This is a genomic window from Cupriavidus sp. Met-2 (genome assembly GCF_049843575.1).
GTDB lineage: Bacteria > Pseudomonadota > Gammaproteobacteria > Burkholderiales > Burkholderiaceae > Cupriavidus > Cupriavidus metallidurans.
The window spans coordinates 1-19,906 of the sequence record NZ_JBBHZL010000012.1 but is presented as its reverse complement, the minus strand read 5'-3'; the positions used below and the strand labels follow the sequence as shown (position 1 = coordinate 19,906).

General features: G+C 65.0%; 16 protein-coding genes. 4 read left to right on the top strand and 12 right to left on the bottom strand.

Annotated features, from left to right (window positions below):
- Positions 1 to 57: 57 nt before the first annotated feature.
- Together WD006_RS22650 and WD006_RS22645 are read left to right on the top strand one after the other, a co-directional pair.
- Entirely contained in the window at positions 58 to 1,083 is a 1,026-nt protein-coding gene (locus WD006_RS22650) for an aldo/keto reductase (protein ID WP_029308659.1), read from the top strand.
- 226 nt (positions 1,084 to 1,309) lie between these two features.
- A complete protein-coding gene (locus tag WD006_RS22645) occupies positions 1,310 to 4,378 on the top strand; it encodes a transglycosylase domain-containing protein (protein WP_227874017.1) in 3,069 nt (1,022 codons plus the stop codon).
- A 53-nt stretch (positions 4,379 to 4,431) separates the two neighbouring features.
- Here the strand turns inward: WD006_RS22645 and WD006_RS22640 are convergent, their stop codons facing one another.
- The 4 genes from WD006_RS22640 to WD006_RS22625 all read right to left on the bottom strand — a co-directional run bounded on the left by WD006_RS22640 (position 4,432) and on the right by WD006_RS22625 (position 8,323).
- Complete coding sequence (locus WD006_RS22640; RefSeq protein ID WP_011518135.1) at positions 4,432 to 4,683, bottom strand: GlsB/YeaQ/YmgE family stress response membrane protein; 252 nt, start codon at positions 4,681 to 4,683, stop codon at positions 4,432 to 4,434.
- 101 nt (positions 4,684 to 4,784) lie between these two features.
- Positions 4,785 to 6,893 (bottom strand): elongation factor G, encoded by a 2,109-nt coding sequence (gene fusA / locus WD006_RS22635; RefSeq protein ID WP_008645473.1) that lies wholly within the window; start codon positions 6,891 to 6,893, stop codon positions 4,785 to 4,787.
- A gap of 103 nt (positions 6,894 to 6,996) precedes the next feature.
- Entirely contained in the window at positions 6,997 to 7,914 is a 918-nt protein-coding gene (locus WD006_RS22630; protein ID WP_227874018.1) for a polysaccharide deacetylase family protein, read from the bottom strand.
- A gap of 184 nt (positions 7,915 to 8,098) precedes the next feature.
- Positions 8,099 to 8,323 carry a hypothetical protein gene (locus WD006_RS22625; protein WP_224444636.1) on the bottom strand — a complete coding sequence of 75 codons (225 nt, stop codon included), beginning with the start codon at positions 8,321 to 8,323 and terminating at the stop codon, positions 8,099 to 8,101.
- A 300-nt stretch (positions 8,324 to 8,623) separates the two neighbouring features.
- Here WD006_RS22625 and WD006_RS22620 point away from each other — a divergent pair, with 300 nt between their 5' ends.
- Positions 8,624 to 9,184, top strand: coding sequence for a DUF3047 domain-containing protein (locus WD006_RS22620; RefSeq protein WP_029308655.1), 561 nt, complete (start codon positions 8,624 to 8,626; stop codon positions 9,182 to 9,184).
- 6 nt (positions 9,185 to 9,190) lie between these two features.
- On the opposite strand, the gene WD006_RS22615 is transcribed toward WD006_RS22620, so the two are convergent.
- The gene (locus tag WD006_RS22615; RefSeq protein WP_029308654.1) at positions 9,191 to 9,931 is read right to left on the bottom strand and encodes a lipoate--protein ligase family protein; all 741 of its coding nucleotides are present in this window, start codon (positions 9,929 to 9,931) and stop codon (positions 9,191 to 9,193) included.
- A gap of 154 nt (positions 9,932 to 10,085) precedes the next feature.
- Here WD006_RS22615 and WD006_RS22610 point away from each other — a divergent pair, with 154 nt between their 5' ends.
- Positions 10,086 to 11,648: a methyl-accepting chemotaxis protein gene (locus WD006_RS22610; RefSeq protein WP_011518140.1), complete on the top strand. Its 1,563-nt coding sequence runs from the start codon at positions 10,086 to 10,088 to the stop codon at positions 11,646 to 11,648.
- A 37-nt stretch (positions 11,649 to 11,685) separates the two neighbouring features.
- Here the strand turns inward: WD006_RS22610 and WD006_RS22605 are convergent, their stop codons facing one another.
- From WD006_RS22605 to WD006_RS22575, 7 genes are all read right to left on the bottom strand, one after another.
- Positions 11,686 to 12,702, bottom strand: coding sequence for an LLM class flavin-dependent oxidoreductase (locus WD006_RS22605; protein ID WP_035833204.1), 1,017 nt, complete (start codon positions 12,700 to 12,702; stop codon positions 11,686 to 11,688).
- 144 nt (positions 12,703 to 12,846) lie between these two features.
- Positions 12,847 to 15,618, bottom strand: coding sequence for a hypothetical protein (locus WD006_RS22600; RefSeq protein ID WP_029308652.1), 2,772 nt, complete (start codon positions 15,616 to 15,618; stop codon positions 12,847 to 12,849).
- Between the two features lie 87 nt (positions 15,619 to 15,705).
- Entirely contained in the window at positions 15,706 to 16,680 is a 975-nt protein-coding gene (locus WD006_RS22595; protein ID WP_029308651.1) for a DedA family protein/thiosulfate sulfurtransferase GlpE, read from the bottom strand.
- 127 nt (positions 16,681 to 16,807) lie between these two features.
- Positions 16,808 to 17,224 carry an Hpt domain-containing protein gene (locus tag WD006_RS22590; RefSeq protein WP_029308650.1) on the bottom strand — a complete coding sequence of 139 codons (417 nt, stop codon included), beginning with the start codon at positions 17,222 to 17,224 and terminating at the stop codon, positions 16,808 to 16,810.
- The gene (locus WD006_RS22585; RefSeq protein WP_008645493.1) at positions 17,221 to 17,853 is read right to left on the bottom strand and encodes a response regulator transcription factor; all 633 of its coding nucleotides are present in this window, start codon (positions 17,851 to 17,853) and stop codon (positions 17,221 to 17,223) included. The genes WD006_RS22590 and WD006_RS22585 overlap by 4 nt, the downstream gene beginning before the upstream one ends.
- A gap of 315 nt (positions 17,854 to 18,168) precedes the next feature.
- Complete coding sequence (locus WD006_RS22580) at positions 18,169 to 18,993, bottom strand: hypothetical protein (protein WP_029308649.1); 825 nt, start codon at positions 18,991 to 18,993, stop codon at positions 18,169 to 18,171.
- 386 nt (positions 18,994 to 19,379) lie between these two features.
- Positions 19,380 to 19,769, bottom strand: coding sequence for an OsmC family protein (locus WD006_RS22575; RefSeq protein ID WP_011518147.1), 390 nt, complete (start codon positions 19,767 to 19,769; stop codon positions 19,380 to 19,382).
- Positions 19,770 to 19,906 lie beyond the last annotated feature (137 nt).

The following is a 19,906-nucleotide window of genomic DNA, read 5'->3' as shown; positions in this document are numbered from 1 at the left end:
CCGCAACGCGGCACAATGCGTGAAGTCCTCTCCGCTCGTCCTACTCAGGAATCCACCATGCCAGATTTCGCCATGCAGTACCGCCGCCTTGGCGCCAGCAACCTGAACGTCTCGAACCTGTGCCTGGGCACGATGATGTTCGCCGATCAGACCGACGAGGCCGAGGCCGCCCGCATCGTCGCCAGCGCGCGTGAGCACGGTGTGAACTTTATCGACACCGCCGACGTGTACAGCAAGGGGGCATCCGAACAGATGGTAGGACGGTTGCTGGCCGGCAGTCGCCACGACTGGGTGCTGGCGACCAAGCTCGGTAACGCGATGGGTAGTGGCCCGAACCAGTCGAACTACTCGCGCACGTGGATCATGCGTTCGGTGGAAGACAGCCTGACCCGTCTGGCCACCGACTACATCGACATCCTTTACCTGCATCGCGATTTCGCCGGCGCCAATCTCGAAGAGCCCGTGCGTGCGATGGGTGACCTGATCCGGGCCGGCAAGATCCGCTACTGGGCCGTGTCGAATTTCCGGGGCTGGCGCATCGCGGAAATCGCCGCGCTGTGCGACCGGCTCGGCGTGCCGCGTCCGGTTGCCTGTCAGCCGTATTACAACCTGCTGAACCGGGTGCCCGAAGTCGAGATCCTGCCCGCATGCCAGCACTTCGGCCTGGGCGTGGTGCCCTACAGCCCGATCGCGCGTGGTGTCCTGACCGGCAAGTATCTACCCGGCCAGGCACCCGGTGCGGAAACGCGCGCCGGCCGCGCGGACAGGCGCATCATGGAAACCGAATTCCGCGAGGAATCGCTGGTCATCGCGCAGACGCTCAAGAGCCATGCCGAGGGTCGTGGACTGACGCCGGGCCAGTTCGCCACCGCGTGGGTGCTTGCCAACCCGATCATCAGTTCGGTGATCGCTGGCCCGCGTACGCTGGCGCAATTCGAGGATTACTTTGGCGCGGTGGCCGCGGCGATCACCCCGGCGGAAGAAGCCATGGTCGACGGCCTGGTGCCGCGCGGACATGCGTCGACGCACGGGTACAACGACCCGGGATACCCGTTTGGCGGACGTCCCGTCGCTGCCGCCTAGCAGCCACACGTAGCCTCCCGCATCCCCATTCCGGGTGTGATTCCCAAGCTGCCTGTTGCGCCCAGTGCACGAAGGCTGACACCCATGTGCGCCAGCCAACTTCCCTGCGGCAAACCGCTGCGGTTGGGCGTAATATAAAAGCACGCACGGCCGTCAAATGACGGCCGACTTGCGTGAGGCTATGAGCCGGTGACGCCCGCCGAGACGGCAGGCCCGGCGCAACCGGATGCGAAACGTGTCACGTCGTGGCTGGATTCTCGTCGGGATGACGGTCGCCGCATGCGGCGGCACCTACATCGTTGTGAGCCTCGTCGCGAATGAGGTTCGCACCTCGCAATGGCAGGCTCGGTACATGAGCCGGCTGGGCCAGTCGTTGACGTACTCCATCGAGCCCGGCCCCAGCGACAGCATCCGCTATCCACACTCCGGCCCCTACGACGAGCGACTCGGCTACGAGCGCCTGGGTGAGTTTGGCGAGCGTCTGCTCAAGCAAGGTTACGTGACCAGTTCCCAGGCGCGCATGTCGCCCGACATGGTGCGACTGATGGACAACGGCATCTTTCCGCCCTATCGCGAGAAGAACCAGGCCGGTCTGCTAGTGCGCGACTGCAACGCGTTGACGCTGGCATTCGCGCGCTACCCGCAGCGCCAATATGACAACTTCGAGTCGATTCCGAAGGTGCTGATCTCCTCTCTGCTCTATGTGGAGAACCAGAACCTGCTCAATCCCGAGTATCCGATGATGAATCCGGCGCTGGATTGGCGCCGGCTGTCGCGTGCGGTACTCGACCAGGGCATCAAGTTCGCTGACCGGCACCACGACACCCCCGGTGGCAGCACGCTGGCCACACAGATCGAGAAGTACCGGCATTCCCCGAAGGGAAAAACGCAGTCGGTCTCCGAAAAGTTCCGGCAGATGGCCTCCGCTTCACTGCGCGCCTACCATGACGGACCCGACACGCAGCGCGTGCGCGAGAACGTCGTGCTGGACTATCTGAATACCGTGCCGCTGTCGGCGCGAGTTGGCCACGGCGAGATCAACGGTATCGGCGACGCGCTTTACGTCTGGTACGGCGAAGATTTCAGCGAGTTCAACGCCGCGCTGCAGCAGATGAATCCGCGTGACCCCACGCCACGCGAAGCGCAGGCTTACAAGCGTGCGTTGTCACTGATCATCTCGCAGCGGCGTCCGTCGTATCACCTGCGGCGCGATGACACGAACCTCGATGCGCTGACAGGTAGCTACCTGCGCCTGCTGGCTGCGAACAACGTCATCACGCCGGAGTTGAGAGACGCGGCGCTGGAGCAGTCGTTGGACAAGGCCCCACCGCCGCCACGCCCGGACGCCGAGCCGTGGGTCACGCGCAAGGCCGTCAACCAGGTCAGCAACGATGTCTCGCACATGATCGGCATCAACAGCCGCTATGACCTGGACCGGCTGGACCTGACCGTCGACAGCACCATCAATCGCGAGGCACAGCGCCTGGTTACCGATACGCTGCTGCGGATGCGTGACAAGGGCGTCGCGCACGAGATGGGCCTGTATGGCAAGAACCTGCTACGCGAAGGCGATGACCCATCGCGTCTCGTGGCCAGCTTCACGCTGTTCGAGCGCGTTGGCAATGCGAGCGTGGTGCGCGTGCAGACTGACAATGTTGACCAGCCGTTCGACATCAACGCCGGGGCGCGGCTCAATCTCGGGTCGACCGCCAAGCTGCGCACGCTGGTGACGTATCTCGAGATCATCAGCGAACTGCATGATCGCTACGTGGACATGAGCCGCGCCGAGCTGACCGCGCTCCAGGTGCCGCGCCAGGATGTGCTGACACGCTGGGCGGTCGACTACCTGATCGCCGCGAAATCCCCGGCTGACCGTCGGCTGGCCACGATGCTCGATGCCGCGATGGAGCGCAAGTATTCGGGCAGCGCCGGAGAGGCGTTCTTTACCGGCGGTGGCATGCAGAGCTTCTCGAACTTTGAGAAATGGGAAGGCGAGCACCAGATGACAGTGCGCGTGGGTTTCCAGCATTCGGTCAACCTGGTGTTCGTGCGGATGATGCGGGACATCGTGCGTTATGAGGTTTACCAGGCGCACCCTGACGCACGTGATTTGCTCGAGGACCGCTACGCGCCCGGCCGTCGCGCTTATCTCGAGCAGTTTGCCGACGAAGAAGGTACGGCGTTCATGACCGCGTTCTACCAGCGTTATCGCGGCAAGGACAACGACGAGCGGCTCAAGGTGCTGCTCGGCCGGGTCAAGCAGCCGACGCCGCATCTGGCGGCCGTGCGGCTGTCCGTCACGTTACTGAGCGCGCGGCCAAACACCGATTTCGAGACATACGCGCGCACGCTGCGCCAGTGGATGCCGAAACAGAAGGAGACGCTGTCGGACGAGGACCTGCAGGCGCTGTATGTGAAGTACGGCCACGACAAGTTCAACCTCAACGATCGGGGCTACCTGTCGCGCATCCACCCGCTGGAGCTGTGGATGGTCGAGTATTTGGGCACGCATCCGGATGCGACGCTGAAGGAGATCCTGAAGGCGAGCGCGCCCGATCGCCAGACTGTCTATGCATGGTTGTTCAAGACGCGCAGCAAGCTCGGTCAGGATGGCCGCATTCGCACGCTGCTGGAACGCGAGGCCTTTGGGAAGATCGCCACGCGCTGGCAACGGCTGGGCTATCCGTTCGATTCGCTCACGCCGTCCTACGGCACGGCGATCGGCGCATCGGGTGACCGGCCTGCCGCGCTGGCCGAACTGGCGGGGATCATCCTGGCCAACGGGGTGGACGCCCAGCCCTCGGCGGTGCGCGCGCTGGCCTTCGCGTCGGACACGCCCTACGCAAGCGCCTACCGGCTGCAACCGGCGCCCGGCAAGCCGCTGATCGTGCCGGAGATCGCCATGCTGGTGCGGCGATCCATGCTCGATGTCGTGCAGAACGGCACCGCCAAGTCCATCAACGGTGCGTTCGTGCCATTGAATCGGAAGGGGCAGGCGGTGGGGGCGCCATTGATCATTGCCGGCAAGACCGGCACCGGCGACCAACGCTTCCAGACCTATGGCCCGGGTGGCCGCGTGATCTCGTCGCGCTCGGTCAGCCGCTCGGCGACGTTCGTGTTCCTGCTCGGTGATCGCTATTTCGGCACCGTGACGATTCACGTGCGGGAGCCCTACGCCGCGCGTTACTCGTTCACCAGCGCATTGTCATTACGGGTGCTGCGCTCGCTGGCGCCGCAGATCACGGCGATGGTCGCGCCCGGCAGCGACGCGACACTGCTCCGCTGCGAGAACTGAGCGATCCCGGCCGTTCCGGGATCGCCGCGGGTTTATGGCTCAGGGCGCAGGGCTCAGGCTTTGCGCCGGACCATATCGTAGATCGCCAACAGCACGATGGCGCCGATCACCGAGGCAATCCAGCCGGCCGGTTGCCCGGGCTGATACATGCCAAGGGCGCGTCCCACGTAACCCGCCGCCACCGACCCCAGAATGCCGAGGACGATCGTCATGATCCAACCCATCTTGTCGTCGCCGGGCTTGATCGCTCTAGCAATCAAACCGACGATCAGGCCAACGAACACGGTGCCAAGAAATGCCATCATGATGCGCTCCTGAAAGTGCGAAGGCCGCCGGTGGGCCGGCGGTTACGGCTGGGGAAGCGGACAGGTCCAAATCCCCGGGTTTGTCGGCCCTGCTGCGCGACTTATCCAACCTTGCGCGCGTTGATCACCGCTTCCGCCACGTTGGCCGGTGCCTCGGCGTAATGCTTGAATTCCATCGTGAACGTGGCACGGCCCTGGGTCAGCGAACGCAGCGACGTCGAATAGCCGAACATCGTCGCCAGCGGCACTTCGGCGCGCACAATCTTGCCGCCACCGCCGGCGATGTCCTCCATACCATGCACCATGCCGCGCCGCGATGACAAATCACCCATCACGTTGCCCGTGAATTCCTCGGGTGTTTCCACCTCCACGGCCATCATCGGTTCCAGTAGCACCGGCTTGGCGCGCCGCATCCCTTCCTTGAACGCCATCGAGCCGGCCATGCGGAACGCGTTCTCGTTCGAGTCGACGTCGTGGTACGAGCCGAACACCAGCGTGGCCTTCACGTCGACCACCGGGTAACCGGCCAGCACCCCCGTCTCCAGCGTTTCGCGGATGCCCTTGTCCACCGCGGGGATGAACTCGCGCGGCACCACGCCACCCTTGATGGCATCGACGAACTCGTAGCCGCCGCCCTGCGGCATCGGTTCCACATCGAGCACCACGTGACCATACTGTCCACGGCCGCCCGACTGCTTGATGAACTTGCCTTCGACGTCGCGGGCCTTGCCCTTGATCGTTTCACGATACGCCACTTGCGGCTTGCCGACCGATGCCTCCACGCCGAACTCGCGCTTCATGCGGTCGACCAGGATTTCCAGATGCAGTTCGCCCATGCCGGAAATGATCGTCTGGCCGGACTCCTCGTCGGTCGCCACGCGGAACGAAGGATCTTCCTGCGCCAGCCGGTTCAGGGCGATGCCCATCTTTTCCTGGTCGGCCTTGGTCTTCGGTTCCACGGCCTGCGAAATCACGGGTTCCGGGAAGCTCATGCGTTCGAGGATGATGACCTTGTCCGGGTCGCACAGCGTGTCGCCCGTGGTGGCTTCCTTGAGCCCCACCGCCGCAGCGATGTCGCCCGCACGCACTTCCTTGATCTCGTTGCGCACGTTGGCGTGCATCTGCAGGATGCGGCCCAGGCGCTCGCGCTTGCCCTTTACCGGGTTGTAGACCGTGTCGCCGGAATTGACCACACCGGAATAGACGCGGAAGAAGATCAGCTGACCGACGAACGGGTCGGTCATGATCTTGAACGCCAGCGCGGAAAACGGCTCGTCGTCGCTCGGGTGGCGCTCGGCTTCCTTGTCGTCCTCGGTATGCCCCAGGATGGCGGGCACGTCCACCGGGGAGGGCAGGTAGTCGATCACGGCGTCGAGCATCGCCTGCACGCCCTTGTTCTTGAACGCGCTGCCGCAGAGCATCGGCACGATTTCGCCGGCCACCGTGCGCTTGCGCAGGCCGGTCTTGATCTCTTCCTCGGACAGCGGCTCGCCGCTCAGGTAACGCTCGAGCAGCTCCTCGCTGGCTTCGGCCGCGGCCTCAACCATCTTGTCGTGCCATTCCTTCGCGGTGGCAACGAGTTCGGGCGGGATATCGGTGTATTCGAACCGGACGCCCTGGCTGTCGTCGTCCCAGACGATCGCGCGCATCTTGACCAGATCGACCACACCCTTGAAGTGGTCCTCGGCGCCAACGGGGATCTGGATCGGCACGGCATTGCCCTTGAGGCGGTCGGCAATCTGCGTGCGCACGCGGAAGAAGTCCGCGCCCACGCGATCCATCTTGTTGACGAACGCGATGCGCGGCACGCTGTACTTGTTGGCCTGACGCCAGACGGTTTCCGATTGCGGCTGCACGCCGCCCACGGCGTCATAGACCATGCAGGCGCCATCAAGCACGCGCATCGAGCGTTCCACCTCGATGGTGAAGTCCACGTGTCCGGGCGTGTCGATGATGTTGATGCGGTGTTCCGGATAGTTGTTGGCCATGCCTTTCCAGAACGCCGTGGTGGCGGCGGACGTGATGGTGATGCCGCGCTCCTGCTCCTGCTCCATCCAGTCCATGGTGGCCGCGCCGTCGTGCACCTCGCCCAGCTTGTGGTTCACGCCGGTGTAGAAGAGGATGCGCTCCGTCGTCGTCGTCTTGCCAGCGTCGATGTGCGCACTGATGCCGATATTTCGGTAGCGTTCGATGGGGGTCTTGCGGGGCACGGTGTTTCTCCTGGTAAGGGCACCACGGGCAACTAGCGTAGCACTTCCGGGACGATTCCGTATGTCCCCGCTTCACACAAGGGCAAGCCGACCATGTACCGGATCAGGGCCAGCTTTCGCGTGCGTACAGCCCTGCCTTGGCACGGGCGACGGCGGCTTGTTCGGCGGCGCCTGTATCGGTATAGAACGGCGGATCGGCCAGCGGCAAACCGTTTTCGCGCGCCGCATCGACCAGGATCTGCAGGTAATCGGTCATGTGCGACGCCGTGAAGTCATTGGTGTCGTGAAAAGCAACGATCACCGGCACCACGCCGTCCACGGGTTCGAGCCGGTGCGTGGCCATGGCGCGGCCAACCCGTTCGAGCTCGCTGACCATGTGCGAGCGCCGGCGCAGGCTGATATGCCAGCCGTAGATCTTGCCGTCGCGCGCGTTGGCGTCGGCCATCAGCATGTCCAGACCGAGCTGGTGATAGACGGCCTCGGTGGCGTCGTTATGGGCCCAGTCGGGCGGCCGCACCACGGGGGCGACGTGGCCGCACTGCGCGACGATGTCGGCCTCACCAGAGCGCAGCGAGTAGGCGAGCTTTTCCGGCGTCAGCCGGGTGTGCGGGACGTGCCCTTCGGGCAGGCCGCTGTGCACGGCCAGCAGGTGGCCTGCCGCGCAGGTGTCGCGCATCTGCGCCTGCCCCTCCGGGCTACCGCCACGGCGCCGGTGCGCGGTCTGGACGAAGAAGACGGCCTTGATGCCGGGCGCAATCGGATTGTTGGCAAGCTGGCGAAGGATCACGGGCGTGCTGCCGTCGGGGCCGCTATCGGGCCCGTCGTCGAACGTTAGCAGGAAGCGCACGGGCGCGAGCGCCTGGGCGGCGTCCGGGGCCTTGGTCAGCGCTGCCGGCTGGTCGGCGTCCGCCGCCGTGACGGTCCCCTCGGCCAGGGCGGGGGGCGCGACCAGCGCGGCGATCACGGTGACCGTAGCGGTTGCGGCGAGCGTCAGGCGACGCATCAGGACGGATGAAGGCACGTGGAGCGAACGAAATCTAGGGTGTGGCAAGGGATCTCAGAATACGTGGCAGCCAGCCGGTACCGGCTGGCCCGCGCGACGGTGCACCTTATCACCCCGGCATGACCGCGCGGACGCGCAGTTGTAAGCAACTGTCAATGTGATCTTTTCGTATCACATCAGCGGATGACGCAGCGTCGACGCATCAGGGCGCCAGGTACTTCCAGGCGACCAGGACCACGACCAACGTGACAACGATGCCGGCGAATGCCACGAGTTCGGCGTCGACGAAACCTTCCGCTCCCCGCCATGGGCCCGGGTGGCGCCCCAGCGTGACCATCTTGATGAAGCTCCAGCCGATCGCATAGAACAGGCCGTAAAAAACGAGCTCGACGCAGAGCCAGCCAATGGTGCCGACAACCAGATCCATACCGACCTTTCCCGTTCCCGCGTTCTTGTTTTCGACGCCGCGTCGACAGCGATCACGGCGGGCACCTAGAATGCTCGTGTCATCCTCGTCCAACGCATCCCGACATCAACGGTCACTATGCCGTCTATCCTCACCAAAGCCCGGCTGTTGGGACTGGCGGCCTGTCTGCTGCCAACCGTTCTCCACTGCGTGCCGGTACGCGCGCAGACGGTGGAGCCGGGGGTTGTATTCTCAACGGCCCGGCCTGGCAGCGGGCTGCCGAGCGGATGGCAGAACAGGCCGGTCTTGCCCGGAAAAAAGATGACCAGCTATGTGCTGGTGGCGGACCAAGGTACCACGGTGCTCGAAGCCGATGCCAGCGGCTCGGCATCCGGGCTGGTACACGAGGGCGACTTCGATCTGAACAAGACACCGGTCGTCTCGTGGCGCTGGAAGGTGGCCGCGCCGATCCAGAATGCCGACAATCGCGTGGCCGACCGCGAGGACTCGCCCGCACGGCTCGTGTTCTTCTTCGGCGGTCAGGTCGACAGCCTGTCGATTGGCGATCGCGCAGAGATGTTCGCGGCCCATGCTCTGGGCGAGAGTCTGCCTTACGCCACGTTGATGTACATCTGGACCAACAGCGCCGCGCCCGGTACCGTCATCGAGAACCCCCATTCCAGCCGGGTGCAGATGATCGTGGTTGGTAACGAGGCGGGCAAATGGCAGAGCCTGCGCCGCAATGTCGTCGCCGATTTCGAGAAAGTCTTTCATGAGAAGCCCGGCAAGCTGACCGGCTACGGCATCCTGACCGATACCGACAACACGGGCGGCGTGGCACGCGCCTGGTACGGCGATATCAGGTTCTCGCCGCAGAACTAGCGGGGCTTATTGCCCGGGCGCTGTCGAGCGCGCGATGGCGTTCCGGATCGCCGTCTTCACAGTTTCGGTCAGGCCGGTGGCATCGTCGATACCCGACGCCTCGTGCACGCTGACCACCTTGGCCGGATCGTAGTGACGGCCGCTGTGGATGGCCGCTTCGAACGCATTGGCGCGGGCGTTGATTTCGACCGGGTCCGCGTCCACGAGCAGAATGGCATGGGCCAGCACCAGATGCCGCTGACCGTCGGGTGTCTGCACCGCGCTTGGGGCGCGGCGCCAGTACTGCGCTGTGCCTGCGATCTTGCGGGCGCTATCGCCGGGACCCCATGCCAGGTTGAAGCGGCCGTCACAGAACGAACCTTCCACGGCCTGCCAATGGGTTTCCACGCCGACCTCGCGCAGCCCTTGTGCGATGACTTCGCACAGATGGAGGTAGACCGGTTCCATCCACGTCGCCACGCCCCGGGGTACAGCGTAGGCCAGGCTGACATTGAGGATGCCCGGACCCTGCGGCACCAGCCCGCCGCCGGACATGCGCAGCCAGACCGGGCAACCCTGGGCCGCGAACTGGGCCCGCGCCTCCTCGATACCCGGTTGGCGCAGGTAGCTGCGCGGGATGACGAGCGAGAGCGGCGCCTCCCAGAGCTGTGCCACGGGGCCGGTGCTGATCGCGTGTTCCAGCAGGGCCAGCTCACCCTGCAGCGGATCGGTCTCGGTTGGATCAGATTCGACAAAGGTGAACGTCATGGCAGCTAGGCGTCGGGCGCTCGCGTGGCGGATAACGCATTCTCCACGCAGGCGGTGTGGGGCGCCAGTGGCGTGACCCCGACCAGGGGCGGACTAAGGGTTTTGCCGCGGTGTGCCGATATCCACGAGGTCTCAGGTAACCCCCTGCCGGATCATGAATCGACTTACCCTCAATACCAAACTCTGGGCGGCGCTAGCCGTCATGTGGTTGCTGCTGCTTGCGCTCGGTACATGGAATGCCTTCCACGCGCGGTCCGTGATGATGGCCGAGCGGCGCGACGCGCTGCAATCGCTTGTGACCACCGGCGAGGGCATCGTCAAGCTGTACGCTGAACGCGCCGCCAAGGGCGTGATGTCGAAAGAGGACGCCCAGGCCGCCGCCAAGGACGCGCTGCGCGCGATGCGCTTCGGCCAGAACGGCTACCTGTTCATTGTCGATTCCAAGCCGCAGGTGGTGCTGAACCCGGGCCTGCCGCAGACCGAAGGCAATATGGTCGGCGACTTCAAGGACCCCGACGGGGTGTACGTCTACCGCGCGATTATCGAAGGCGCGCGCCGCACCACCGGCGAGGACGCTGGCTTTTCGACCTACCGGGGCCGCCTGCCCGGCACCGAAACGCCGAAGCGCAAGCTGACCTACGGGCGCTACGTGGCGGACTGGGACTGGTTCGTCGCCACGGGCGTGTTCCTGGTCGACATCGAGGATGCCTTCCGCGCCAACCTGATCAACGCGATCGCCAGTACCTTGCTGATCGGAGCGCTGATTGCGGCCGTGATGGGCATGATCATGCGGACGGTCCAGCGCAGTCTTGGTGGCGAGCCGGCCTACGCCGTGGAATCAGTGACGCGTATCGCGGGCGGCGACCTGACCGTGCCGCTGCAGGTGCGCGGTGACGACGATCGCAGCGTGCTGGCCGCCATGCAGCAGATGCAGGAGCGACTTGCCGCAACGCTGGGCGATATCCGCGGCGCGGCCGGCGCCATCGCCAGCGCCACGCATCAGATCTCGGCTGGCAACAACGATCTCTCGCAACGGACTGAACAGCAGGCCGCCGCGCTCGAGCAGACCGCATCGAGCATGGAGGAACTGACCGGCATCGTGCGCCAGAACGCCGACAATGCGCGGCAGGCCAGCGCGCTGGCCGTCAACGCGTCGGAGATCGCCAACCGTGGCGGCGAGGTGGTCAGCGAAGTGGTGAGCACGATGGGCGAGATCAACCAGGCCTCGCGCAAGATCGTCGACATCATCGGCGTGATCGAGGGCATCGCATTCCAGACCAATATCCTGGCGCTGAACGCTGCGGTGGAAGCCGCGCGCGCCGGTGAACAAGGACGCGGGTTCGCGGTGGTGGCGGGTGAGGTGCGTAGTCTCGCCCAACGCAGCGCCAATGCGGCGAAGGAGATCAAGACGCTGATCGACAACTCGGTGGCGCAGGTCGACACCGGTTCGACACTGGTGGCCAAGGCCGGCGCCACAATGCAGGAGGTGGTTGGCGCGGTCAGACGCGTCACCGACATCATGGGCGAGATCAGCGCCGCGTCGGCCGAGCAGAGCACCGGCATCGAGCAGGTGGGCCAGGCCGTGACGCAGATGGACTCCGTCACGCAGCAGAATGCCGCGCTTGTGGAAGAAGCGGCCGCTGCCGCGCAATCGCTGGCCGAGCAGGCGCAGTCGATGATGCGTGCGGTGTCGGCGTTCCGGCTGGCAACGGTCTGAACCTGCTGGCCTTCCTGTTATCGACGACTTCCCGTCATCACGCCGTCTGCGATGATGCGGGCTGTAGCGCGCGCATGGCATCGGCTGCGATCTCGAACGATCGCAGCCGGGCGGCATGGTCGTAGATCTGGCCGGTCAGCATCAGCTCATCTGGCCGCAAATCGTCCACGAAACGCTGGATGCCCTCGCGTACCGCCGCCGGGTCTCCCACGACCGAGCAGGCGAGGGATCGGCGGATATGCTCCGCTTCGCTGGCATCCCACAGACGCTCGATATCGTCGACCGGCGGCTTGAGCTGTCCCGGCGTGCCGCGAACCAGCGCCAGAAACTGCTGCTGCAGCGAACTGAACAGGTGACGCGCCTCAGCGTCGGTCTCGGCGGCGAACACGTTGAGGCCAAGCATCACATGCGGACGATCGAGCTGCTCCGACGGGCGGAAGGTGCGGCGATACAGGTCTATCGCCTGCCGCATGAAGCCCGGGGCAAAGTGCGAAGCAAACGCGAAAGGCAGGCCCATCGCCGCTGCTAGCTGCGCGCCGAACAGGCTGGAACCGAGGAGCCACAGTGGCACCTTGAGCCCCGCGCCCGGCACGGCGCGCACGCGCTGGCCGGGTCGCACCTCATCAAAGTACGCTTGCAGTTCTTCCACATCCTGCGGGAACGAGTCGGCCGAGTCGTGGCTCAGGGTTCGGCGCAGCGCGCGTGCCGTGGCCTGGTCGGTGCCGGGGGCGCGGCCCAGCCCGAGGTCGATCCGGCCCGGATAGAGTGAGGCCAGCGTGCCGAACTGTTCGGCCACCACCAGCGGGGAATGGTTGGGCAGCATGATGCCACCGGAGCCGACCCGGATCGTCGAGGTGCCGTTGGCGACGTACCCGATCAGCACCGCCGTGGCGGCACTGGCAATGCCCGGCATGTTGTGGTGTTCGGCCAGCCAGAAGCGCCGATAGCCAAGACGTTCCGCGTGCTGCGCCAGGCTCAGCGTGTTGCGCATGGCCTGGGTGGCGTCGCTGCCTTCGATGATGGGCGAGAGGTCGAGCAGGGAATAGGGAGTCATGGGGAAAGCTTGCATGCCTCGCGCGACGCATGCCACGCGAGGTCTTGAATCAGGGACGGGCTATGGTAGTCACACCGGCCAGATCGTGCTGGCGGCGGCAAAGTAGCCATGACGGCCGTGGGGCCACCGTTACACCCGGCCGAATCACACGTGGCTGAACAAGCGCGACGCGACGGCACCGCTGGCAATGCGCCGACCAATGGCCACGCCGAGCGCACGATAGCTTTCCCACTGCGCTTCATCGAAGAACTGGTCGGCCGTGCCTTCCTGCGGGAATGCCGGGTGCATTGCGCCGTACTGCCGCACGTCCGCTGGCGCCGATGGCGTCAGGCGAGGCTTGAGCAGCACGATGCGTGTGATCGGCGCGCTGTCGGGTGCCCCCGCCTGGCCGGCGATATGGACGTTGAGCAGGATGGCGACCTTGTCCCGGGACTCGGGTGGGGCATTGGCGGCCAAGTCGTCTGGGGTGCCGAATACCGGGCCCAGAACGGCGTCGTCCGGCGCCGCCTGATCGACAACGATCTCAAGCCCGAAGTCGATGCGCGCCAGCCGGATCAGATTGGCAAGATCGCCAAAGCGGTAATCCCCGTCGCAACCGCAGTCACAGACGACGATCAGGCCGACACGGCGCTCGGGGCGCAGCAGTTCGTAGATGGCGGTGTTCTCGAAGTGCCCGCCGTCCGACAGGTACTGCCAGCGTCGCCGTGTGCCGTGGAAGCGCGCGGCCAGTTCGCACGCAAGGTAGTACTGCGTGCGGAACAGACCTGTGATCACGCCCAACGCCGGATGCAGTCGCTGTTCGATATCGGGGCGGCGCATGGCCGACGGTACTGCGCACGATCCGCCTTCGGCCATGTTCGACGGCCACCAGATCCCCAGCCGCAGATTGGCCAGCCCGAGCAGTAGCGACGTGCCCAGCGTCGTGGCGCGCCCGAGGCCCGTGGAGATCGCGGCGCCAGAGATCGCGATCCAGTCGCCGACGGTACGCGCCTGCGCCATCTCGATCGAACGTGTAGCGGCGCCGGCGGGCTGCTGCGATTTCGCGCAGCAGAGTTGCCCGTCGACCGTGAAGCGTACGTAGGCGTCGGCGGGAAGCTGCTGGGCATTGCCCGGTTGCACCAGCGCGGGTCCAGGGCCGATGCAGAGCGGCTTGCCCTTGCGGTCGCGTTGAACGAGCTGCTCCGCGGGGTCCACCGTCTGGTTCATCGTCACGTTGATCAGGTGCAGCGGGGCCAGAACGCGGGGGTCGTAGTAGTCGTTGAGGCTGAGCGCGTCATCCGGCGCGGGCTCGGCCACGCTGAAGCGCTGGCGTGCCGCGCGGTCCGTCGCGGGGGTGCTGAATCGATTGCCGTTGGACGCGCCGAGGTAAGCCCGCGTCAGGCGGGCCGCGTAGAACGACTGCAGCGTGGACAAGTTCAGGAAGCCCGCGAAGCGTCCCACTACGATCGCCATGCACAACGCTAGCAACGTCAGCGTGGCGAGCGCGGCGGTGGTCCACGCCTTGCCGAACACATGCCAGTCGACGGGCTCGCCGCCGTCCCAGCGCACCCAGAGCACGATCCAGGACCACAGCACGAAGACGAGCAGCGCGACCAGTGCGGCGACCAATCCCGCGAGCAGCGACACGGGCAGCCGGGATAGCAGCGAGCGCCAGACCGAATCCGTGGCGCCCTGCTTGCCGTCGTCGAATAGCGTCGCCCCGTAGCGGACCAGCCACACCAGGCCGCCGAGCGCGCCGGCCGGGCCGATCGCGGCCCATGGGTGCGCCGCCATGAAGCTGTAGAGGTAGCACGTGCGGGCGACCGTGTCGGCCAGGCCCAGCGCGGCCAGCATCGCCGTGAACCCCATCGCGCCACGCAGTACCCGCGTGGCGCGCACACGGTAGTTGGTGACTGTGCGTGGCGCGGGCATCAGCATGACCAGGCAGGCGGCCACGCCGAGCCACGCCAGCAGGCCGATCACGAAACAGGCATAGGCAACGCGCATGTTCGGTTCAATCGTCTGGAACCATAGCGATGCCGCAAGGAACAGCGCGCCGAGAAGCATCGTGAGCAGGACGGCGCCGTTGAGCGCACGCACCGGCTGCTGCGGATTGTCGGATGTGGGATAGACGAGCCAGTACGCGATGCCGGGTGGTAGCACGAACAGCACGGTGGATGCCACCGGCATCCAGAGGTAGGAGCTCCACCAGATTCCCAGGTCGCCGTCGTTGATGGCCTGGCGTGCGTCATGCAGGAGGTCCATCTCGCCCTGCCACAAGCCGGGCCAGGTCCCGGTGGCCTTGTGGAGGCCCAATGCCAAGGCGGCCAGCAGTACCAGCAACGCACTGCCGATGACGTATTGCATCGCCATCCAGTTGCGGACGATGACTGCCGCCGCGTACAGGTTGTCGCCAGCACCAGTCGGGGTGAGATAGCGGCCGTTCTCGCGTAGCCATGCTACGGCGGCCCGGCCCGGGGCGTCGCTGTAGACATCTCCCGTTCGGATACGGCCCGGTGGCTCGTACTGCAGCGTGCGATAGGCGTCCTGCGCGGCCTGAAGCGGACTGGTGCCACGGCGCAGACGGCCCGGCACGAACAGGCTGGTGAAGAACGATCCGATGTAGCCGCCGCCGCTGACCGTCGAAAGGTAGTCGAACTGGGCCAGCAGCGAGCGCGTGCCCGGGGTGTCGGCCGGCGTGGAGCTGGTATTGGGGGTGGCTTCGGGGGTGGCATTCGGGGTGGCATCCGGCGCAGGCGCTTCGGCCAGCGCCTGCATCACGCCCAGGCAGAACGTGGCGCTGCGAATGCCGCCCCCGGAAAGCGCCAGCGCGCGGTTGCGTCCGTCGGTTCCTGCTACCTCGGGAATATCGAGCGCGCGACGGCGGTGGGCCACGCGCGCGGCTTCCTCTTCCCAACCATGGTCTTCGCCCGGCATGTCACCCTCCGTGCACAAACGGCTTGGGCCAAGTATAGGAAGCGACAGGGGAACCGAAAGGGCGGCGTGGAGCCTCCGGCGCCGGGTCTAGTGCGCGATGATCTGCTGTGGCGCGTCTGGCGTGGCGGTTGGCAGGCCTGAAGTGCCTTGCAGCCGCTTCCATTCGTCGAATCCCCCGGCCAGCGCCCAAGTGTTCGGATACCCGGCCGTGCGCAGGCGTTCGGCCAGGACGGCAGCCGACATCTCGTGTGGACATGCGCAATAGACCACGAAGTCGGAACTGGCGTCATGGCCGGACAACGTGTCGAAGGGGCCCTTGATTTCCATCACGATCGAGCCGGGAATGCGCTCGATGGGGGCGGCGCCATGGGCGCGCACATCGATGACGACGACCGGCTTGTCTCCTGCCGCCCGGCGCTGCTCGAATTCCATGACCGTCATGCGCGGAATCAGGCCGGACCGGCGCAGCAGGCGCCAGCGCATCCAGAATCGCCAGGCGATGAACAGCGCGAATGCGCCGAGCACCACCATGAGGGCGATATGGCCGAAGGCGCTGAAGGCGGCCAGGATCGTATCGACGAAATCGCTGAAGACCATGCCGGCGACCAGTGCGGCGCCCGCCCATACCAGTGCGCCGAGCGCGTCATAGAAGATGAAGGTCAGGAACGGCGTGGCGGTCATGCCGGCCATCGACGTGGAGAGCGCGCCGGCGCCAGGCAGCAGCTTGGCGAAGATCAGCGACCGGGGGCCCACGCGCAGGTAGAGCGACTGGGTCTGTCGGATGCAGGTGTCCGGTGAGATCGAGACGCGGCAGATCGTGCGCAGCATTGGCTGGCCCAGCCGCTTTCCGGCGAAGTACCAGGCGGTGTCGGCGATCAGACAGGCGACAATCACGGCGAACAGTACCGTGCCGATCGAGGGGCCGTTCGGTTGCATCGACAATGCGCCCGCCACAAACAGCATGGGGTAGGCAGGAATCGGCAGCCCGGCCTGTTCGGCCAGTACATTGAGAAACACGAGCATCAGCCCGTGACCATCGAGCAAGCTCTGTAAATCACCCACGACAAGGTCTCCCGCCTAAACTGTTGAGGCTCCCGGCGGCAGACATGACTTGGGGGCGCGGCCGGAGCAGGTTCACAGTTTGCCAGCGTGTCAGGGCACTTGCACGCGTGCCTGATGGACGGCTTGATCAAATTCCTTGAACGAAGCCGCCACCCGGCGCGGAGCGCCTGTTACTGCGCAAATCGCGCAATCGGTCGTTGAATTCGGTGACGATGGCGACGTAGCGCGGCAGCAGGGCGTTCACGACGGCGGCCTTGCGATACTTCGCCGCAGACTCGATGGACTTGCCGGCCGCGACCAGCGTCGGACATCGGGCCAGCGCCGCACTGCCCTTGAGGCGATGAATGCTCCGGTGCACGCCAGCCCAGTCACGCAGTTTGGCGGCTCGACGCAGATCGGTGAGATCGCCATGGTTGGCGTCGATCAGGCGGGTCAGTAGCAGGTGGTACACGGTGGGGTCCTCGCGCGCGGCGCTTGCCAGCGCCGGGCCGAACGCCTGGCATTCCTCGGTGGTCAGCACGGAGGGGGTGCCGGAGGACGTCATGGAATCAGCCGGCAGCGGCGGGCAAAGTCGATCAGGTCCACCAGTGAATCCGCAGCCAGCTTTTTCATCACGCGGGTCTTGTAGCTGCTTACCGTCTTGTTGCTGATGAACAGCGCCTTGCCGATGGCCTTGTTGCTCATGCCCCGGGTCAGCATCCGCAGGATTTCCACTTCCTTGTCCGTCAGCTTGCTCAGTCCTTCGCTGTCGCCCACGACGCGGCTTTCGCGCGGGTTGTCGCGAGGGTTGTTGTTCGGGAATACGGTGAAGCCCCCAAGCACGCTTTCGACGCATCGGAGGATGGCGTCCATGTTTTGCGTCTTGCTCACGAAGCCTTGTGCGCCGGCGTGGTAGGCACGTGCTGCGAACGGGATGGGGTCTTGCGCGGAAAGTACCAGGATGCGGACGGCGGGGTGGAGGGCACGTATGCGTGGCACGGCATCCAGGCCGCTCATGCGGGGGATGTCGAGATCCAGCAGGACAAGGTCTGGCCTGTGCTGCCGGACCAGGTTGAGCGCGCCTTGCCCGTTATCGGCCTCCAGAAGGGTTGTCACGCCCAGCAGTTGTGAAAGCTGGGTACGCAGCGCCAGCCGTAGCGCTGGGTGGTCGTCGACGATAAGAATGCTTGCCATGCCTTGCTGCCTTGGTGGTAGCCCGACCATTCAATGGGGCGGTCACTACATGACGGGGCAGTATAGGGAGACGTTAGTGCTCCGGTAATGCGACGATTCCGCAGTTCGTGTAGGAATTTTCCATGGAAGGTGTCGGATTTGCGACTGGCCGAAGCCGGCAGTCCGACGGCACAAAAAAATCGCGGCCCTCCGCACTCAAACGGGGGCCGCCAATCGGGAATGCGAGGAGGTCAGATTCCTCAAGAGGGAATATCGGCGCGGGACGCGTGGGTTGATCCCTACCGACGTGGGGTCTGGGTCACTTCGGTTGCAGGGTCAGGCGGTGAGCCGGCGAGGTTGTGCCGAAGGTATCGATTCGGTGCGCAGCCGTTCCACGCCAGCTTCCATTTCCCGATGGGCGGCATCGAGCCAGGCAATGCGATGCCGGACCGGATCGTTGGGGGAAAGATCGGCTTCCCGGACCTCGCGCAGGAAGTAGCGCACCATGCTGCCGGCCCGTGTGGGGACGGGCATCATGCCCAGCAGTTGTTGCTGGCGGAGCAGCCCCGCTCGGACGGCGTGTTCGAGTCCGGACCATGCCGTGCGCCCAAGTCCGATGTAGAGGGCGTCCCGGGGATATTGCGGGAGCCGGTCCAGAAACTCCCGCTGGAACACGTCACGCAGCATCGGTGTGTCAAGCAGTTCATCCAGCGGACCGTCGAAAGCCAGCCCGCGGCGCGTCGTGGCGTGGGGCAGCAACGCCAGCGGCTGGATCGAATCGAAGCCCGCCTCTTCCCACAGGGACGTGGCATCTGGCTGGCTGATCAGTGCCGGCACGTGAAAGTGGTCGAGCATTCGTATGAGGTTGGGGCGCACCATCCGCCCGCCCAACTCCACGCGGCGCTTGTTCTCACGCTGGATCTGTGGTCCCGGCGCATGGGTTTGCAGCAGTTCTTCTGTGACAGTTGCTGCAAGCCGGACATGCGTATGCCCGGGCGTGGTACTGACGATCACGAGCCGCGCACTGTTGTTCCAGTACTCGTACGGCACGTAATGCATCGCGTAGATGTTGTCCTGGCCGATGACGACGGGTTTTTCCGCAAGACCTCGCGCGCCGCCCTGCCGGATGCGCGCGCAATACTCTTCAATGTAATTCGCCAAGGTGTCCCCGCTCCTGATGCATTCCTTGCTTCGTGCTGCCAATGTTCTTTTTTGGCTTCATGGTAAGCCGATGCCCCAGGCCGACAAAGCGGTAGGGTGGCGTCTACGACCCGTAGCAACACTGGCTGCGTGGGGCAGCGCACAAAGCGAGCGAATGCGCCCAACGACGGTGCAAGGTCAGTGGACGACAAGTGCGTGTCGCGCTGCCAGGCAACGTTGCGGACCTAGTAGGGCAGGGTGATGACGAAGGGGAAGAATGGCTGGATAGCGAAAAAGGCCGGACACGGGAAGTGTCCGGGAACCCATTTGCTGACTCGGGCGTGTCTGAACCCGAGGGAATGAATGATAACGATTATCATTCATTAAATCAAGACGCCGGAGATGTGTCAGCCTGCGAGCGTGGTGTCGATCGAGATCTGGGAGGAGAGTACCTTGTGAACCGGACACTTGTTGGCGACGCGCAGCAGATCCTCCCGGGCCTTCTCATCAAGATTGCCCTGGAGTTCAAGGCGTCGCACCAGTTTGTAGGTGCCGGGCGCCTCTTCATGCGAAACCGTCACGCGAACTTCCTGCAGGTCGTAGTTCCTCCGCTTTGCGTAGATCTGCAGGGTGAGGGTGGTGCAGGCAGCCAGGGCGGAATCCAGCAGGTCATGAGGATTGGGAAGGGTCGCATCGCCGGCCGGTGCGTCGAGATCCGCCTTCCAATGGGCCGTGCCATTGCTTAGGTCACACAAGCTCGCACCGGAGTTTGCCAGCCACGTCGCTTCAATAGTCATGGATGCTTCCTTTTGAAAGAGGGCCAGGGGAGGCCGATGCACAGATTCTATACAGGGTTGATCACGCCCCATTGAGTGATTAAAACGGCGCTTTTATCGTTGCATAAAACTTTTATGACAAAGTGCTTGCCAACCCT